At 66.1% G+C, this 16,814-nt stretch carries 18 protein-coding genes; 11 read left to right on the top strand and 7 right to left on the bottom strand.

Translation table 11 applies throughout. The features are described 5' to 3' along the window. Nucleotides 1–28: 28 nt before the first annotated feature. Nucleotides 29–727, bottom strand: a complete 699-nt coding sequence (gene creB, locus AC1RQC_RS31345; protein ID WP_492885601.1) for a two-component system response regulator CreB — start codon at nucleotides 725–727, stop codon at nucleotides 29–31. Between the two features lie 357 nt (nucleotides 728–1,084). Between creB and metX the strand changes: the two genes are divergently transcribed. After that, the gene (metX, locus tag AC1RQC_RS31340) at nucleotides 1,085–2,257 is read left to right on the top strand and encodes a homoserine O-succinyltransferase MetX (RefSeq protein ID WP_416050246.1); all 1,173 of its coding nucleotides are present in this window, start codon (nucleotides 1,085–1,087) and stop codon (nucleotides 2,255–2,257) included. Further along, nucleotides 2,254–2,865: a methionine biosynthesis protein MetW gene (metW, locus tag AC1RQC_RS31335; protein ID WP_416050247.1), complete on the top strand. Its 612-nt coding sequence runs from the start codon at nucleotides 2,254–2,256 to the stop codon at nucleotides 2,863–2,865. The genes metX and metW overlap by 4 nt, the downstream gene beginning before the upstream one ends. 40 nt (nucleotides 2,866–2,905) lie before the next feature. Here metW and AC1RQC_RS31330 read toward each other — a convergent pair whose 3' ends face one another. Beyond that, a complete protein-coding gene (locus AC1RQC_RS31330) occupies nucleotides 2,906–3,823 on the bottom strand; it encodes a LysR family transcriptional regulator (RefSeq protein ID WP_492373917.1) in 918 nt (305 codons plus the stop codon). A gap of 220 nt (nucleotides 3,824–4,043) precedes the next feature. Here AC1RQC_RS31330 and AC1RQC_RS31325 point away from each other — a divergent pair, with 220 nt between their 5' ends. Beyond that, complete coding sequence (locus tag AC1RQC_RS31325; protein WP_492885631.1) at nucleotides 4,044–4,886, top strand: DMT family transporter; 843 nt, start codon at nucleotides 4,044–4,046, stop codon at nucleotides 4,884–4,886. Nucleotides 4,887–4,984: 98 nt separating this feature from the next. Next, nucleotides 4,985–5,815 carry an acyl-CoA thioesterase gene (locus AC1RQC_RS31320; protein WP_492373919.1) on the top strand — a complete coding sequence of 277 codons (831 nt, stop codon included), beginning with the start codon at nucleotides 4,985–4,987 and terminating at the stop codon, nucleotides 5,813–5,815. A gap of 60 nt (nucleotides 5,816–5,875) precedes the next feature. Here AC1RQC_RS31320 and AC1RQC_RS31315 read toward each other — a convergent pair whose 3' ends face one another. After that, nucleotides 5,876–7,132, bottom strand: coding sequence for a muropeptide transporter (locus AC1RQC_RS31315; RefSeq protein WP_174426061.1), 1,257 nt, complete (start codon nucleotides 7,130–7,132; stop codon nucleotides 5,876–5,878). A 185-nt stretch (nucleotides 7,133–7,317) separates the two neighbouring features. Between AC1RQC_RS31315 and AC1RQC_RS31310 the strand changes: the two genes are divergently transcribed. After that, nucleotides 7,318–8,316: a M48 family metallopeptidase gene (locus AC1RQC_RS31310; protein WP_492373920.1), complete on the top strand. Its 999-nt coding sequence runs from the start codon at nucleotides 7,318–7,320 to the stop codon at nucleotides 8,314–8,316. A 75-nt stretch (nucleotides 8,317–8,391) separates the two neighbouring features. Next, nucleotides 8,392–8,865: an excinuclease ATPase gene (locus AC1RQC_RS31305; RefSeq protein ID WP_492373921.1), complete on the top strand. Its 474-nt coding sequence runs from the start codon at nucleotides 8,392–8,394 to the stop codon at nucleotides 8,863–8,865. A gap of 97 nt (nucleotides 8,866–8,962) precedes the next feature. Here AC1RQC_RS31305 and argC read toward each other — a convergent pair whose 3' ends face one another. Further along, nucleotides 8,963–9,910 (bottom strand): N-acetyl-gamma-glutamyl-phosphate reductase, encoded by a 948-nt coding sequence (gene argC / locus AC1RQC_RS31300; protein ID WP_183032188.1) that lies wholly within the window; start codon nucleotides 9,908–9,910, stop codon nucleotides 8,963–8,965. 108 nt (nucleotides 9,911–10,018) lie between these two features. On the opposite strand from argC, the gene AC1RQC_RS31295 reads away from it, so the two are divergent. After that, nucleotides 10,019–10,186: a type II toxin-antitoxin system MqsA family antitoxin gene (locus AC1RQC_RS31295; RefSeq protein ID WP_492373922.1), complete on the top strand. Its 168-nt coding sequence runs from the start codon at nucleotides 10,019–10,021 to the stop codon at nucleotides 10,184–10,186. A 30-nt stretch (nucleotides 10,187–10,216) separates the two neighbouring features. Here AC1RQC_RS31295 and AC1RQC_RS31290 read toward each other — a convergent pair whose 3' ends face one another. Further along, the gene (locus AC1RQC_RS31290) at nucleotides 10,217–10,993 is read right to left on the bottom strand and encodes an exodeoxyribonuclease III (RefSeq protein WP_492373923.1); all 777 of its coding nucleotides are present in this window, start codon (nucleotides 10,991–10,993) and stop codon (nucleotides 10,217–10,219) included. A 30-nt stretch (nucleotides 10,994–11,023) separates the two neighbouring features. Between AC1RQC_RS31290 and pyrE the strand changes: the two genes are divergently transcribed. From pyrE to AC1RQC_RS31270, 4 genes are all read left to right on the top strand, one after another. Next, the gene (gene pyrE, locus AC1RQC_RS31285) at nucleotides 11,024–11,713 is read left to right on the top strand and encodes an orotate phosphoribosyltransferase (RefSeq protein WP_492373924.1); all 690 of its coding nucleotides are present in this window, start codon (nucleotides 11,024–11,026) and stop codon (nucleotides 11,711–11,713) included. Nucleotides 11,714–11,898: 185 nt separating this feature from the next. Beyond that, nucleotides 11,899–12,639 carry an acetoacetate decarboxylase gene (locus AC1RQC_RS31280; protein WP_492812905.1) on the top strand — a complete coding sequence of 247 codons (741 nt, stop codon included), beginning with the start codon at nucleotides 11,899–11,901 and terminating at the stop codon, nucleotides 12,637–12,639. A gap of 96 nt (nucleotides 12,640–12,735) precedes the next feature. After that, nucleotides 12,736–13,518 carry a 3-hydroxybutyrate dehydrogenase gene (locus AC1RQC_RS31275; RefSeq protein WP_441640848.1) on the top strand — a complete coding sequence of 261 codons (783 nt, stop codon included), beginning with the start codon at nucleotides 12,736–12,738 and terminating at the stop codon, nucleotides 13,516–13,518. 139 nt (nucleotides 13,519–13,657) lie between these two features. Continuing rightward, entirely contained in the window at nucleotides 13,658–15,010 is a 1,353-nt protein-coding gene (locus AC1RQC_RS31270; protein ID WP_492373925.1) for a DUF3734 domain-containing protein, read from the top strand. Nucleotides 15,011–15,057: 47 nt separating this feature from the next. Here the strand turns inward: AC1RQC_RS31270 and AC1RQC_RS31265 are convergent, their stop codons facing one another. Continuing rightward, on the bottom strand, nucleotides 15,058–15,867 hold the full coding sequence (locus AC1RQC_RS31265; RefSeq protein ID WP_492812908.1) for a polyphosphate kinase 2 family protein: 810 nt from the start codon (nucleotides 15,865–15,867) through the stop codon (nucleotides 15,058–15,060). Nucleotides 15,868–15,915: 48 nt separating this feature from the next. Continuing rightward, the gene (gene dapF, locus AC1RQC_RS31260) at nucleotides 15,916–16,782 is read right to left on the bottom strand and encodes a diaminopimelate epimerase (protein ID WP_459372642.1); all 867 of its coding nucleotides are present in this window, start codon (nucleotides 16,780–16,782) and stop codon (nucleotides 15,916–15,918) included. Between the last annotated feature and the right edge of the window lie 32 nt (nucleotides 16,783–16,814).

The raw sequence follows: 16,814 nt of genomic DNA, 5'->3' as shown, positions 1-16,814 counted from the left end.
TGCGTTGTGAGTGAAGTGAAGGAGGGACTCAGCCTTCGAGCGAATACCCCATGCCGCGATGGGTGCGGATCGAATCGCACTCGGGATCGAGCGCGCGCAGCTTGGCGCGCACCGTCTTGATATGCGTGTCGACGGTGCGGTCGATGGTGTCGACCGCGTCGTGCCAGACCAGGTCCATCAGCTGCGCGCGCGAATAGATGCGCCCGGGGTGCTGCAGCAGCAAGGCCAGCAGCCGGTACTCGTAGCGGGTCAGGTCGAGCCACTGGCCGCGCCAGGCCAGGCGCGCGCCGTCGGCATCGAGCGTGAAGCCTTCAGGCGGCGCCGGGGCTTGCACCGGCTCCTGCGGTGTTGCGCGCTTGCCGGCACGCCGCAGGATCACGCGTACCCGCGCCGCCAGCTCGCGCGGCGAGAAGGGCTTCACCACATAGTCGTCGGCGCCGATCTCCAGGCCGACGATGCGGTCGATTTCCTCGTTGCGCGCGGTGAGGAAGATCACCGGCACATCGGAGAAGGTGCGCAGCGTGCGGCAGACTTCGAAGCCATTGATGTCGGGCAGGCCCACGTCCAGGATCACCAGGTCCGGCGCCTGCGCGCGCAGGCGCGCCAGCGCGGCGCTGCCGAGCGCGCAGTGCTCGACCGTCATGCCTTCGGTGGATAGCGCATAGAGGATGGTGTCCGCGATCGCGGATTCGTCTTCGATGACCAGGATGCTGGGTGGTTTCGTCAAGGCTGGATTGGCGTTTGGTTAGCGTCTGGCGGCGCGCCGCCGCCGGCGCGTTTGTTTGCTCTATAATAAGCGGGTCGCGCCGATTTGAAGACTGGCTTGCGGGCGCGCGGCGGCATGGTAACCCCTGGAGGATTGGTTTTGGGGGTTCCGGCAGCCAATATAAATGCGGCTAAAGAGGTGGGTCGGTTCCCTGCCACGCAAGGCACCGGCACGCGGGACGCAAGACCCGTGCAAAACCCGATTTGGCTGCGCCGTCGTTGATGCTGTGCTTGATGTCAGGTTTGATGTCATCCGCAGGCAACGTCCACGCAAGGCCGGTCGGGTTTTTTTACGCCTGTTTGCCAACGGGCTTATTCCATGACAGACGTAGCTCCGCCTCCTGCCGCGCTTGCCCTGCCGACCGACTCGGTCGGCATCGTCGCGCCGCAGTGCATGCATTTCACCGAGCCGTTGAAGCTGCGCAACGGCACCTCGCTCGCCGACTACGACCTGATGGTCGAGACCTACGGCACGCTCAACGCCGCCCGCTCCAACGCCGTGCTGGTGTGCCACGCGCTTAACGCCTCGCACCACGTGGCCGGCGTGTACGAGCACGACCTGCGCGATGTCGGCTGGTGGGACAACATGGTCGGCCCGGGCAAGCCGCTCGACACCGACCGCTTCTTCGTCATCGGCGTCAACAACCTTGGCTCCTGCTTCGGCTCGACTGGCCCGATGAGTGCCAACCCCGCCACCGGCCAGCCCTACGGCGCCACCTTCCCGGTGGTCACCGTGGAAGACTGGGTCAATGCCCAGGCGCGCGTGGCGGACCGGTTCGGCATCACCCAGTTCGCGGCGGTGATGGGCGGCAGCCTGGGCGGCATGCAGGCGCTGGCCTGGAGCCTGATGTACCCGGATCGGCTGCGCCACTGCATCGTGGTGGCCTCCACGCCCAAGCTGTCGGCGCAAAACATCGCCTTCAACGAGGTCGCGCGCAGCGCCATCCTGTCGGACCCGGATTTCCACGGCGGCAACTACTACGCGCACGGCGTCAAGCCCAAGCGCGGCTTGCGCGTGGCGCGCATGATCGGCCATATCACCTACCTGTCCGACGAGGACATGGCGGAGAAATTCGGCCGTGAGCTCAAGACCGATGACATCCGCTTCTCCTTCGATGTCGAGTTCCAGGTGGAGAGCTACCTGCGCTACCAGGGCGACAAGTTTGCCGAGTACTTCGACGCTAACACCTACCTGCTGATCACGCGCGCGCTCGACTACTTCGATCCGGCGCTGGCCTTCGGCGGCGATCTCACGCGCGCGGTGTCGCAGACGCAGGCCAGCTTCCTGGTGGCCAGCTTCACCACCGACTGGCGCTTCGCCCCCAATCGCAGCCGCGAGCTGGTCAAGGCCCTGCTCGACAACAAGCGCCCGGTCAGCTATGCGGAGATCGATGCGCCGCACGGGCACGATGCCTTCCTGCTGGACGACCCGCGCTATCACAACCTGATGCGCGCCTACTACGAACGCATCGCCGAGGAGATAGGCGCATGAATGCCGCGGCCAACCCCAATATCCTGGCGCTGCGCCCCGACTTCCGCGCCATCGCGCGCTGGATCGAGCCCAATTCCACCGTGCTCGACCTGGGCTGCGGCGACGGCAGCCTGCTGCGCGTGCTGCAGGACGAGCTCGACGTGCAGGCCTACGGCATCGAGATCCAGGACGAAGGCGTGCTGGCATGCGCGCAGAAGGGCGTGCATGTGATCCAGCAGAACCTGGAAGGCGGCCTGGCGCTGTTCGAGGACAAGAGCTTCGATACGGTGATCCTGTCGCAGACGCTGCAGACCATCCACAACACTGCGCAGGTCCTGCGCGAGACGCTGCGGGTCGGGCGCGAATGCATCGTGTCCTTCCCCAACTTTGGCTACTGGCCGCATCGGCTGTCGGTGTTCCGCGGGCGCATGCCGGTGTCGGAAGCGCTGCCGTACCAGTGGTACAACACGCCGAACGTGCGGGTGCTGACCATCAGCGACTTTGAGTCGCTGGCGTCCAAGGTCGGCCTGCGCATCCTCGACCGCGTGGTGATGCACGAGGGCGTGACGGTCAACTGGGGCTCGAACTGGCGCGGCAGCCTGGCGGTGTATCGGGTTTGCGCCACCTGAGCCGGCGAGGGCGCGGGGCTGCGCTCAGCGGTCCGCCGCGCTAGTCGCTGGTCTCCAGCGCGGCCTGCGCCACCAGGTAGTCAATCAAGGCGCGCACCTTGGGGGCCAGGTGGCGGGTTGGCGTGTAGACCGCGAAGGCCGTGCCCACGTAGGGCTCGAGGATTTCCCAGTCGTCCAGCACCGGTACCAGGCTGCCCGACGCCAGCGCCGCGGCGGCCGAGAAGTCCGGCACCAGCCCGATGCCCCCGCCGGCCTGCGCCATGGCGACAATGGCCGCGCTGTTGTTGAGCGTGACCTTCGGCGGGATGCGCAGCGCCACGGTCTGCCCGTCGCGCTTGCGCCGCAAGCTCCAGCGCTCGCCAAAGGCGCCATAGCCCAGGTAGAGGCAGCGATGCCCGGCCAACGCCGCCGGCTCGGCTGGCGTGCCATGCCGCGCCAGCCAGCCGGGTGCTGCCACCAGCCGGTAACGCACCGCGCGGATTGGCCGCGCCGCCAGCCCCGGCGCCAGTTCGCGCGCAATGCGGATGGCCACGTCCACGCCTTCTTCCACCAGGTCCACCAGGCGGTCCGCCAGTGTCAGTTGCAGGTCCAGCGCGGGAAAGCGGTCCAGCAGGGCCGGCAGCCGCGGCGCCAGCCAGGCCTGCCCGAACACCACCGGTGCGCTGACCCGCAGCACGCCGTGCGGCTCGCCGCCGTGGTCGCTGGCCAGCGTGCTGACTTCCTGCGCCGCGGCCACCATCCGGGCGCACGCGGCGTGCACTGCCTGTCCGAGCTCAGTCAGGGTGAAGGCGCGCGTGGTCCGTTGCAGCAGGCTCCCGCCGATGGCCGCTTCCAGCCGCGTCACATGGCGGCTGACGGCGGAGGGTGTCATGCCAAGCTCGCGGGCGGCGGCGGAGAAACTGCCGCATTCCACCACCCGGGCGAACACGGCCATGGCGTTGAGTTGCGCGACCGGCATGGACTGGCTCCCGCATTTGTGATTACAGATCAAATGGTAATTGCTTATCGGATGGATTGTTGACCTGAATGCACGATGGAACAATGACGTCCAAGCGTACGAAGCTCCGTAGGAGACATCCATGAATATCGATCGATCTGGCGCCGTCGTGGCTTCCCCGGCCGCCACCACCCCGGCCCCGCAGGCCACGGAACCCGCCCGGCGTGGCGGTGCCTGGCGCATGGTGGCCGCCATGGCCTTGTCGGGCACCATCGGCTGGTTCGTGGTGACCAGCGGGCAGTCGCCGCTGGACGTCGTGTTTTTCCGCTGCATCTTCGGCGGCGCCGCGCTGCTGGGCACGCTCGCCCTGCGGCGCGGCTGGCAGCCCATGCGCACCCGCGACTGGGGCTGGCTGGCGCTGGGCGGCGTTACGCTGATCCTCAACTGGCTGGCCTTGTTCTCTGCCTATTCGTACAGCGGCATCTCGGTGTCCACCGTGGTCTATCACACCCAGCCCTTCTTCCTGCTGCTGCTGGCGGCGCTGTTCCAGCGCGAGGCCATCGCGCCCGGGCGGCTTGCCTGGCTGGTGCTGGCCTTTGGCGGCGTGGTGCTGATTACCGGGCTGGAGCACGGCGGTGCCACCGGCGGCATGCTGGTCGGGGTCGGGCTGGCGATGCTGGCGGCGTTGCTGTACGCCATCACCACCATGGCCACGCGCCGGCTCAAGGGGATTCCGGCGGGGCAGATCGCGGGCCTGCAGATGGCGATGGGGGTGGTCACGCTGTTCCCCCTGGCGCATCCGGCGGTCGAGACGTTCGGCGGGCGGACCTGGGGGGCATTGCTGGCGCTAGGCCTCGTGCATACCGGCGTGATGTACACGCTGCTGTATGGCGCCTTCCAGCGCCTCAACGTGCTGTCGATCGCCACGCTCTCGTTTGTCTATCCGCTGGTGGCCATCGTGATTGACGTGCTGGTGTTCGGGGTGGTGCTCACGCCGCTACAGCTCGCTGGCATGGCGCTGATCCTGTTGGCGGTGATCGGCAACCAGCTCGGCTGGAATCCGCTGCGGCGGGCGCGGGGCTGACCCGGCGGCGGATTGGAGGGGCGCCCGGTTGACGCGGTGTCAGCGCCTGTCTGCCGTTTGCAGTATTATCGAACGATCGTACTTTTTTGGTCCCCAACATGTCCGCCACGCCAGCCAGCCAGACCATCCATTCCTTCGACCACGCGATCGCGCTGGAGCCGGCGGGAGGCAATCTTTTCCACGGCCGCACCACGCCGGCCTACTGGAACATGATCGGCCCCTTCGGTGGCATCACTGCGGCCACCTTGCTGCAAGCCGTGCTGCAGCATCCCGAGCGGCTGGGCGATCCGTCCGCGCTGACCGTCAACTTTGCCGGCCCGATCGTCGAAGGGCCGTTCGTGATCGAAGCGCGTCCGGTGCGCACCAACCGCAACACCCAGCACTGGACCATCGAGCTGCGCCAGGGCGATGAAGTGGCCACCACGGCCACCGCCTTCTTCGCCGTGCGCCGCGAGACCTGGAATTGCGGCGAGGCCGTGTTCCCGCAGGTGCCGCCGGCAAGCGATGTCGCCCCGATGGCCGGTTTCGCACCGGTGCGCTGGCTGGATGCGTATGAGTTGCGGCCGGTGCGCGGCGCCAAGCCGAATGTCGAGGCCGGCACCGAGAACCCGGACAGCGTGACCCAGTTCTGGCTGCGCGACGCGCCCGCGCGTACGCCGGACTTCGCCGCGATGGCGGCATGGTGCGACACCTTCTACCCGCGCATCTTTCTCAAGCGCGCCGGCTTCGTGCCGGCCGGCACGGTGTCGCTGACCACGTATTTCCATGCCGACGCCCCGACCCTGGCCGCGCTGGGCAACAGCCACGTGCTGGGCAGCGCCCAGGCGCAGGTGTTCCGCCAGGGCTTCTTCGACCAGAGCGCGCAGATCTGGAGCCCGCAGGGAGAACTGCTCGCGACCTCGCACCAGATCGTCTACTACAAGCAGTAAGAGGCCATTCTGAAACAGCCTCCAGGCGATTCAGCGTTCGCGCTGCTGGGTGCCGGGGGTCTAGGCCGCGGCGCGGGCCCGGGCTTCGTAGCGATGCACGGTGTTGCGCATTGCCCATAGCAGCACGACGCCGGGCACCGCCGCCACCACGGTACTCAGGTAAAAGGCCGACCAGCCGAAGGCCTCCACCAGGTAGCCCGAGCTGGGGCCAACATAGACGCGCCCGACCGAGGCCAGCGCCGAGAGCAGCGCGTACTGGGTGGCCGAGAACGAGCGGTTGCACAGCGTCATCAGCAGCGCCACGAAGGCCGCCGTGCCCATGCCGCCACAGAGGTTCTCCACCGCGATGGTGGCGCCCATGGTCCACAGGTGCGGCGGCGTCACCGCCAGGATCCAGTAGCCGAGGTTGGACACCCCCTGCAAGATGCCGAACAGCATCAGTGAGCGGTACAGGCCAAGGCGCACCATCAGCGTGCCGCCGAACAGCGCGCCCACAATGGTGGCGGCCAGCCCTAGCGTCTTGTTGACCAGGCCGACTTCACCGGCCGAAAAGCCCACGCCGCGGATCAGGAAGGTGGTGGACAGGCTGCCGGCAAACGCATCGCCCAGCTTGTAGAGCACGATCAGCAGCAGCAGCCACCAGGCGCCCGGGCGCGAGAAGAAGTCGCGCAGCGGGCCCAGGATGGCTTCCTCCATGGAGCGTGGCGTGCGCGCCGGCGATTCCGCCTCGGGCGCCCACAGCAGGCTGACGATGCCGATGCCCATCAACCCCGCCATGAGCAGGTACATCTGCTGCCAGCCCATCACGCGGTCGGCCAGCCACAGTGCCAGCCCGCCCGACACCAGCATCGCCAGCCGGTAGCCCAGCACCTTGACCGCCGCTCCCACGCCACGCTCCGGCGCGCGCAGCACGTCGGTGCTGTAGGCGTCGAACACGATGTCCTGCGAGGCAGACAAGAAGGCCACCAGCGTGGCCAGCGCCGCCAGTGTCCACAGCGCCTCGTGCGGCGGGCAGAAGGCCATGCCCGCGATGCCCAGCACCAGCCCGATCTGGGTCACCAGCAGCCAGCCGCGGCGCCGGCCCAGCAGCGGCGGCGTATAGCGGTCCATCAGCGGCGCCCACAGGAACTTGAAGATATAGGCCTGGCCCACCAGCGAGAAGAAGCCGATGGTCTTGATATCCAGCCCTTCCACCGTCATCCAGGCCTGCAATGTGCCGGAGGTGAGTGCCAGCGGCAGCCCGGACGCGAAGCCCAGCGTGAGCATGGCGCCGATGCGGCGATTGCGGAAAATGTCGAGATAGGCTTGAAAGGTCATGAATCAGGATGGCAAGCGGGGCAGTCGGGGCAATCGGGGCAATCAGGCTGGGCAAGGCGCCGTGTATTATTGCATTACCGTCAGCGCCGCCCCGATGCGCGGGATGCGCAGGGCCCGGACCGTGTCCTGGCCGCATCAACCCTTGCCCACCCTGCTTGCCGAAAATCGCATCCAAGGAATCGTCCATGTCCGATCGCCAGCGTTGTCAGTACCGCCACCGGCGGGCCGGGATTGCGTTGCCACGTCGACTGGCCGCGCTGGCGCTGGCGGCCAGCGCCGCGCTGAGCATGAGCGCGGTCCAGGCCCAGGGCCAGGCCCAGCCGCAGGACGCTGAAGATGGCATCCGCGTGCAACGCGGCGGCGCGTCCATCCGCCAGATCGTGCCGGTCGAGGTCATCGAGCAGCAGGCCTCGCAGGAGTACGAGCAACTCAAGGAAGAGGCGCAGGCCAAGAAGACGCTGGTTGGCGACAACAACCCGCAACTGGTGCGCCTGCGCGCCATCGCCAAGCGCATCCTGCCGCAGACCCCGCGCTGGAACGAGCGCGCGAAGCAATGGAAGTGGGAAGTCAACCTGATCAACTCCAAGCAGGTCAATGCGTTCTGCATGCCCGGCGGCAAGATCGCCTTCTACTCCGGCCTGCTCGACCAGCTCAAGCTGACCGATGACGAAGTCGCCATGGTGATGGGGCACGAAATCGCCCATGCACTGCAGGAGCATGCGCGCGAGCGGGCGGCCAAGTCCGAGATCACCAACCTGGGCGCCAACGTGATCTCGCAATTGTTCGGTTTCGGCAACCTCGGCAATATGGCACTTGGCACCGGCGCGCAGTTGCTCACGCTGCGGTTCTCGCGCTCGGACGAGACCGAGGCCGACCTGGTTGGCATGGACATCGCCGCGCGTGCCGGCTACGACCCGCGCGCCGCCGTGTCGCTGTGGCAGAAGATGGGGGCGGTCTCGCAATCGTCGGCGCAGTCGGGCTCGGAGTTCCTCTCCACCCATCCATCGGGCCGCACCCGCATCGCCGAGCTGGAAAAGCACCTGCCTGAGGTGCTGCCGCTCTACGCGCGCGCGATCGATTCCAGCGTCGGCCAGCTGCCGGCCTATCGGGCCAATATGGCCAACCTGAGCGGCGCGCCGGTCGACAGCGGCGACGACGACCGGCAAAAGCCACTAAAAAAGTAAAGACGCCTGAGAGGCGCTCTTTATGGCGGATCCTGTACGATAAATACATCGAACCGGGGCAATGAGGAGAAGACCATGAAGCGTTGGGTGCGATTCAGCCTGATGGCCGGCGCGTTGCTGGCAGGCGGCAGCGCGCAGGCGGCCGACCAGCTGCTGAGCATGCCGATCGACAAGGCGCTGGCGACACCGGGGGCCAAGGAACGCGTGGACCCGTCGATCCGGCTGCTGTTCGGTTTCAACAAGCTGCCGGGTGCGCAGGACGGCCAGTCTTTCAAGACAGTCAAGCGCATGCGCCGGCCTATCGACAACAGCCGCTCCACCGGCGGCCCGCCGCCGCCGGCCGACGACGAGTTGTGCGCCACCCTCTTCGTGCAGGCGGTGCAGGAGTTGCAGCAGCGCGCGACCAAGGAAGGCGGCAACGCCGTGGTCGATATCCGCAGCAACTGGAAGGACGACGAGACCGCCAGCGACAGCACCTACGTCTGCGCCAAAGGCAGCGCCTACCTTGGCGTTGCGCTCAAGGGCGTCGCGGTCAAGGCCGGGATCTGACCGACGGGATTTCCCGGGGCGAAAAAAAGCCGGCGAAACCATCGCCGGCTTTTTTTCATTCGTGCGGCTGGTGCCGCCGCACTAGCGCTTAAGCGTGTCAGGCGCTCAGGCCAGTCGCCTCGTCCGCCCCGACATGCACGTTCATGCATTGCACCGCAGCGCCGGCAGCGCCCTTGCCCAGGTTGTCCAGGCGCGCCATCAGCACGATGCGCTCGGCCGAGCCGAACACGAACAGGTCCACGCGGTTGGTGTCGTTGCTGGCCTGCACGTCGAAGAAGCCGCCGTCCAGGTTGGCCTCGTCGCCCACCGGCATCACGCGCACGAACTGCTCGCCTTCGTAGTGCTTGCGGTACAGATCGGCGATCTGTTCCGGCGTGACCTTGCGCGCCAGGCGATCCGGGTACACCGGCACCGTCACGGCCAGGCCCTTGAGGAAGTTGCCGACGATCGGGTTGAAGATCGGCGCCTGCGCCAGGCCGGCCTGCACGCGCATCTCGGGCAGGTGCTTGTGCGCGAGGCCGAGCGAGTAGGGGCGCGGGCTGTCCAGCTTCGGGTTACCGCCGGCTTCGAACTCGGCAATCATTTGCTTGCCGCCACCGCTGTAGCCGGTCAGCGAGAACGCCGAGACCGGGTAGTCGGCCTGCATCACGCCGGCTTCCACCAGCGGGCGCACTGCCATCAGGAAGGCGCTGGCGTGGCAGCCCGGCACGGCGATGCGCTTGCTGGCGCGGATCTTCTCGCGCTGGCCGCGCGTGAGTTCCGGCAGGCCGTAGGCCCAGCTGTCGGTGGTGCGGAACGCCGTGCTGGCGTCGATCACGCAGGTATTGGGATTGGTCACCAGCGCCACGGCCTCGCGGGAGGCAACGTCGGGCAGGCACAGGAAAGCGACGTCGGCAGCATTCAGAAAGCGTGCTCGTTCGGCCGGATCCTTGCGCTTGTCATCGGCGATACGCAGCAGCTCCACATCGGAACGGCCGGAGAGATAGTCGAGCAACCGGAGACCGGTGGTGCCTTCCTGACCATCTACGAACACTTTGAAAACCATGGCGGACTCACTCGGAAATACGAAGGGTCCCATGCCGGAATCGGATGGGAAGCAGCATTGTAACTAGGTTGGGGGAACTGGTGCAGGACACGCGCGACGTGCCCCGACGTGTCCAATACGTACAAGGGCGAAACGGCCACCGTTCCCGCGCTCTCGGGCGGCTTTTGTCCGGCGTGCGGGGAAATCATGACTGGCAAGACCAAACCGCCGCTGGCGCTGGTCAAGCTGCTCAAGGTGCTGGAGCGGCACCCGGAGCTGCTTGGAGAGGTGCGCTAGGCGTAACAGGTGCGCCCTCGGCCGCACCTGTTATAGCGGGAAGTCGTAGTCGATCGACAGCGGCGCGTGATCGCTGAACTTCTCGTCCTTGTAGATCGAGGTGGCGCGCGCGGTCTCGGCGATCTTCGTCGTGGCCAGGTGGTAATCGATGCGCCACCCGACGTTCTTCGCATAGGCCTGGCCGCGGTTGCTCCACCAGGTGTACTGCTCGGGGCGCGGGTCCAGCTTGCGGAACACGTCCACATAACCGTGCACGTCGAACAGCTCGCCGATCCAGCTGCGCTCTTCCGGCAGGAAACCTGAGTTCTTCAGGTTGCCCTTCCAGTTCTTGATATCGATTTCCTTGTGGGCGATGTTGACGTCGCCGCACAGCACGATCTCGCGCCCGCTGGCCTTGAGCTGCAGCAGGTGGGGCAGGAAGGCTTCCATGAAGCGGAACTTCGCCTGCTGGCGTTCTTCCCCGCTGGAGCCCGAGGGCACATAGACCGAGATCACGGCGAGGTGCGGATACTGCACCTCGACATAGCGGCCTTCGTTATCGAATTCGTCGATGCCGAAACCGGTGATCACGCGCTCCGGCTTGTGGCGCGTGTAAAGGCCGACACCGCTATAGCCTTTTTTCTCCGCATAATGGAAGTAGCCGTGGTAGCCGTGTGGCGCCAGGAACGCTTCCGTCATGTCGGCAGCCTGCGCCTTGAGCTCCTGGACGCAGACCATGTCGGCGTCCTGCTTGCCCATCCATTCGAAAAAGCCTTTCTTGGCCGCGGAGCGGATGCCGTTGAGGTTGGCGCTGATAATCCGTAACATCTCGGGAAATTTTGAAATCAGAGAGAAAAGATGACGCAGCAGACGACGCCGCAGTCCGGCGCTGGCGACCTGAGCCAGACCTTCATCCGCTTCGCGCTCGACGCCGGCGTACTGTCCTTCGGCGAATTCGTGACCAAAGCGGGCCGCAAGTCGCCGTACTTCTTCAATGCGGGCCTGTTCAACCAGGGTGCGATGTTGGGCCAGGTGGCGCAATTCTATGCGAAAACCCTGCTGGCATCCGGATTGGAGTTCGACGTGCTGTTCGGGCCGGCCTACAAAGGGATCACGCTGGCGTCCGCCACCGCGGTGGCGCTGGCCGGGCTCGGACGTGACGTCGGCTTCGCCTACAACCGCAAGGAAGCCAAGGATCACGGCGAGGGCGGCACGCTGGTGGGCGCCAAGCTGCAGGGCAAGGTCGTGATCATCGACGACGTGATCTCGGCCGGCACCTCGGTGCGCGAGTCGATGGCGATGATCCGCGCGGCTGGCGCGGAGCCGGCCGCGGTGCTGATCGCGCTCGACCGCATGGAAAAGAGTGGCACCGCCGATCAGGTCGGCACGCATTCTGCAGTGCAGGATGTGCAGCGCGAATATGGCGTGCCGGTGATCTCCATCGCCAGCCTGAAGGACCTGCTGGCTTACCTGGACGCATCGCAGGATCCCGCGCTGGGCGGCTCGCGCGAGGCAGTGGCTGCCTATCGGCAGCGCTACGGCGTATAGTCTGGAATCTGTTGCCTGCCGCTTGCAACGCTTTGTCGCAATGCAGCAGATAACAGGGAACCGCGCAGGAAAATCGCCGGTCTGACTGATCTCGCTGGCCGCCCCCCCGGATACCCGGGGACGCCAGCGATTCGCCTTGCCGCCCGGCAAGGCGGCGCAGCATCTCTTCAGGAGGTTGGCTGGCGATGGACATCAAGACGATCCGCGAGCAGGCATTCGCCATGCCGCTCACCAATCCGGCCTATCCGATGGGGCCATACCGCTTCATCCATCGCGAATTCTTCATCATCTCCTACCGTACCGATCCCGAGCTGTTGCGCGCGGTGGTGCCGGAACCCCTGGAGATCGCCGGCGCGGTGGTCAACTATGAATTCATCCGCATGCCAGACTCCACCGGGTTTGGCGATTACACCGAATCGGGCCAGGTGATTCCCGTCACCTACCAGGGCAAGCCCGGCAACTATACCCACGCCATGTACCTCGACGACCATCCGCCACTGGCGGGCGGGCGCGAGCTATGGGGCTTTCCGAAGAAGCTGGCCAGCCCCACACTGGCGGTCCACACCGATACGCTGGTCGGTACGCTCGACTATGGCCCGGTGCGCGTCGCCACCGGCACCATGGGCTACAAGCACCGCGAGCTTGACAAGGACGCGCTGGGCCTGGCGCTTGCGAGCACGCCAAACTACCTGCTCAAGATCATTCCGCACGTGGACGGCTCCGCGCGCATCTGCGAGCTGGTCTGCTACTTCCTGAAAGACGTGCAGATGAAAGGCGCGTGGACCGGGCCTGCGGCGCTGTCGCTGTCGCCCCATGCGCTCGCGCCGGTGGCTGGCCTTCCGGTGCTGGAAGTCCTCGGCGCCAAGCATTACGTTGCCGACCTCACCCTGGGGCTGGGCGAGGTGGTGTTCGACTACCTGGCCTGAGCGGCCAGGCATCCAACGATTTCCAACGGTTTCCATCGGTCCCGGCCGATCCGGCCGGCCCGGCTAACCTGAATCATCCAGACAGGAGAAACGTCCATGAAGCTCCAAGGAAAATCCGCCATCGTGACCGGCGCTGCCAGCGGCATCGGCCGCGCCATTGCTGAGCTGCTGGCCAAGGAAGGCGCGGCGGTCGCCATCGCCGACCTGAATCTCGAGGCTGCGCAGAAGGCCGCCGCCGATATCGAAGCTGCCGGTGGGCGCGCCATCGCCGTGGCGATGGACGTCACCAACGAGGACGCGGTCAACAGCGCTACCGAGGAGGTGGCCAAGGCGTTCGGCGGCATCGACATCCTGATCTCCAACGCCGGCATCCAGATCGTCAACCCGATCCAGAACTACGCCTTCTCCGACTGGAAGAAGATGCAGGCCATCCACGTCGATGGCGCCTTCCTCACCACCAAGGCCGCGCTCCAGCATATGTACAAGGACAAGCGCGGCGGCACCGTGATCTACATGGGCTCGGTGCATTCGCACGAGGCTTCGCCACTGAAGTCCGCCTACGTTGCCGCCAAGCACGCGCTGCTTGGCCTGGCGCGCGTGCTGGCCAAGGAAGGGGCGGAGTACAACGTGCGCTCGCACGTGATCTGTCCGGGTTTCGTGCGCACGCCGCTGGTCGACAAGCAGATTCCGGAACAAGCCAAGGAGCTTGGCATCAGCGAAGAAGAGGTGATTCGCCGCGTCATGCTCGGCGGCACCGTGGACGGCGTCTTCACCACCGTGGACGACGTGGCGCAGACCGCGCTGTTCCTGTGCGCCTTCCCGTCGGCGGCGCTGACCGGGCAGTCCTTTATCGTGAGCCACGGCTGGTACATGCAGTAAGCGGCAAAAAAGCGGCCGGGCGGCGGTACCGCCTCCCGCCGCCATGACCGCATGCAAGGTCGGAAAGCAAAGTCATCAAGGAGGGGTCGTGGCAGGTGGACGTCGGCAGAAGCTGGATAAAGTGGCACAGGAAAATACAGTGGCACAGAAAAAGGGCACGCCGAAGCAGGCTGCAAAAAGCGCTGCGGCGGCCGTGGTAGCGAACCCGGCGGCACCCGCGCTCAAACGCGAGGCGCCAAAGCCCGAGGCGCTACGAGAGCCGGAGCCCAACCTCCTGCCTCCCGGCGGCTGCGCGCCGCCGGACCTCGCGCCCGAGGGTGCCAGCCGCACGCGGCCGGTTCACCATGAATACACGGTTAGGGCGTTGGTGCTGCAGGGCGGCGGCGCGCTCGGCTCGTATCAGGCGGGCGTGTACCAGGGACTGGCGGAGGCGGGCATCCAGCCTAACTGGGTGGCCGGGATTTCAATCGGCGCACTGAACGCAGCCGTGATCGCGGGCAATGCGCCTGAGCGCAGGGTCGAGCAGCTGCGTGCCTTCTGGGACTACATCTGCCAGCAGCCCTGGCTGCCCAGCCTGCTGCCCTACGAGGTGGCAGCACAGGGCGCCGCGCACTGGCCTGATCCGCTGCGCATCTGGTTCGACGGCATCGAGGCCGCGCGTGCCATCTTCGAGGGGCAGCGGGGCTTCTTCCAGCCTCGTCCGTGGTCCAGCCTGGTGGAGCGCCAGTGCGGCCCCGCCAATGCCAGCTATTACGACACCAGCCCGCTCAAGGCCACGCTGGAGCGCTTTGCCGATTTTGATCGCATCAACTCGCACCATAACGAGATGCGCGTGTCGGTGGGCGCGGTGAATGTGCGGACCGGCAATTTCGCCTATTTCGACAACACCCGACGCAAGCTGCATGCCGAGCATTTCATGGCCTCCGGCGCTTTGCCGCCCGGCTTTCCCGCGGTGGAGATCGATGGCGAGTTCTATTGGGATGGCGGCCTGGTGTCCAACACGCCGCTGTCGGAAGTGCTGACGGCCCAGCCCCGGCGTGACGCGCTGATCTTCCAGGTGGACCTGTGGAGCGCGCGGGGCAAGCTGCCGCACAACCTGCTGGACGTGGCCGAGCGGCAGAAAGACATCCAGTACTCCAGCCGCACGCGCACCATCACGGATTACATGAGCGAGCAGCAGAACTACCGGCGCATGCTGAGCGAAGTGATGGCGCTGGTGCCGCAGGGGCAGCGTGACAACGACTGGTACCGCAAGGCGGCGGAGTACGCATGCGATGCACGCCGCAACGTGATCCAGCTGATCTATCGCGACAAGACGTTTGAAGGCAACGCCAAGGATTATCAGTTTGGCTTGCTGACAATGAACGAGCACTGGACCAGCGGGCTGGACGACATCCGGGAAACGCTGAAGCATCCGGAGTGGCTGGCCATGCCGACGCACGAGAAGCCGTTTGTCACGCACGACATCCATCGCGGCAACGGGCATGCCTGACCCAAAGCGAAGGGGCTGGCCTGGTCCCTTCGCGTTGCCCTGGTGCCTCAGACCACCTTCAGCTTCGCCAACGCCGGCTTTCCCGGTGGATACGCCGGCTTCAATTTCTCGAACACCGCCATCAGGATCTCCGCCACCATCAGGTTCCGGTGCGTCTTCGAATTCGCGGGCACGATATACCACGGTGCTTCCGGCGTGCTGGTCGCGGCAATGGCGGCCCCATAGGCGGTCTCGTAATTTTTCCAGTACTGCCGCTCCTCCAGATCCTTCGGGTCGAACTTCCACTGCTTCTGCGGATCCGCCAGCCGCGCTTCCAGCCGGGCCTTCTGCTCGTCCTTGGAAATATGCAGGAAGCACTTGACGATGGTGGTGCCGGTTTCCAGCAGCATCGTCTCGAATGCCCGTAGCTGCTTGTAGCGGCGCTCGCATTCGGCTTCGTCGATCCACTCGTGCACTCGCGTGATCAGCACGTCTTCGTAGTGGCTGCGGTTGAAGACCACGATCTCGCCGGCGCGCGGTACCTGGGCATGGATGCGCCACAGGTAGTCGTGCGCGAGTTCTTCGGCGGTGGGGGATTTGAAGCTGACGACGCGGATGCCGAGCGGGTCGAAGCTGCGAAAGACGCCGCGCACGGTGCCATCCTTGCCGCTGGTGTCCATGCCTTGCAGCACGATCAGCAGCTTGCGCTGGTGCTCGGCATAGAAGATGTCCTGCTGCGCGTCGAGCTGGGTGCTCAGTTCGGTGAGGCGGGCCTGGTCGGCGACCTTGTCGCCGCTGGAGAACGGCTTGGCGTCGGGGTTGAAGTCGGCCAGGCTGAAGTTCTTGCCCGAGGTGATGCGGAAATCGGCGAGCGACATTGGCACTCCATGGAGGGTGCGGCCGTGGCTGGCCGCAAGCCCCTATGGTCAGGCAGGCAGCCGGTCCAGGTCAATGCTGCCTTCGAACACCGTGGTCGCAGGGCCGGTCATGCGTACCGGCTCGCCTTCGCCGTCCCAGGCAATCGTCAGGTCGCCGCCATGGGTGTGCACCAGCACCGGCGAGTCCAGCAGGCCGCGGCGAATGCCGGCGACGACCGCCGCGCATGCGCCCGTGCCGCAGGCCAGGGTCTCGCCGGCCCCGCGCTCGAACACGCGCAGGCGGATCGTGTGGCGCTCCACCACCTGCATGAAGCCGGCGTTGACGCGGTTGGGGAAGCTCGCGTGATGCTCGATGATGGGGCCGTCCTGCAGCACCGGGAACGCCTCGGTGTTGTCCACCACCTGCACCGCGTGGGGGTTGCCCATCGAGACTGCCGAAATCCACCCGGTGCGGCCGTTCACTTCCAGCCCGTACAGCGTATCGCGGCCTTCGGCCTTGGTCGGCAGGCCTTCGGGGCGGAACGGCACGCGGGCGGGTTCGAGTTCCGGCGCGCCCATGTCGACCGTGACCTGGCCGTCGTCCTGCAGCGTCAAGGTGATCACGCCGTTCATTACCTGCACGCGCACCGAGCGCTTGTCGGTCAGGCCGTGGTCGGTGACGAAGCGCACGAAGCAGCGCGCGCCATTTCCGCAGTGCTCCACTTCACCGCCATCGGCGTTGAAGATGCGGTAGCGGAAGTCGACGTCGTCCCTGGTGGGTTTCTCGACCACCAGGATCTGGTCGGCACCCACGCCGAAATGCCGGCTGGCGAGCGCGCGCCACTGCGCTGGGGTCAGGTTCAGGGTCTGGTGGATGCCGTCAAGCACGACGAAGTCGTTGCCGGCGCCGTGCATCTTGGTGAACTGGAGTTTCATAGTGCGATTGTAGTCGGGCCGTCCGGCGCTTG

The organism is Cupriavidus sp. GW822-FHT03E04 (genome assembly GCF_058801495.1).
Note: the sequence above shows the minus strand (reverse complement) of the source record. Positions and strands in the feature narration are given on the sequence as shown.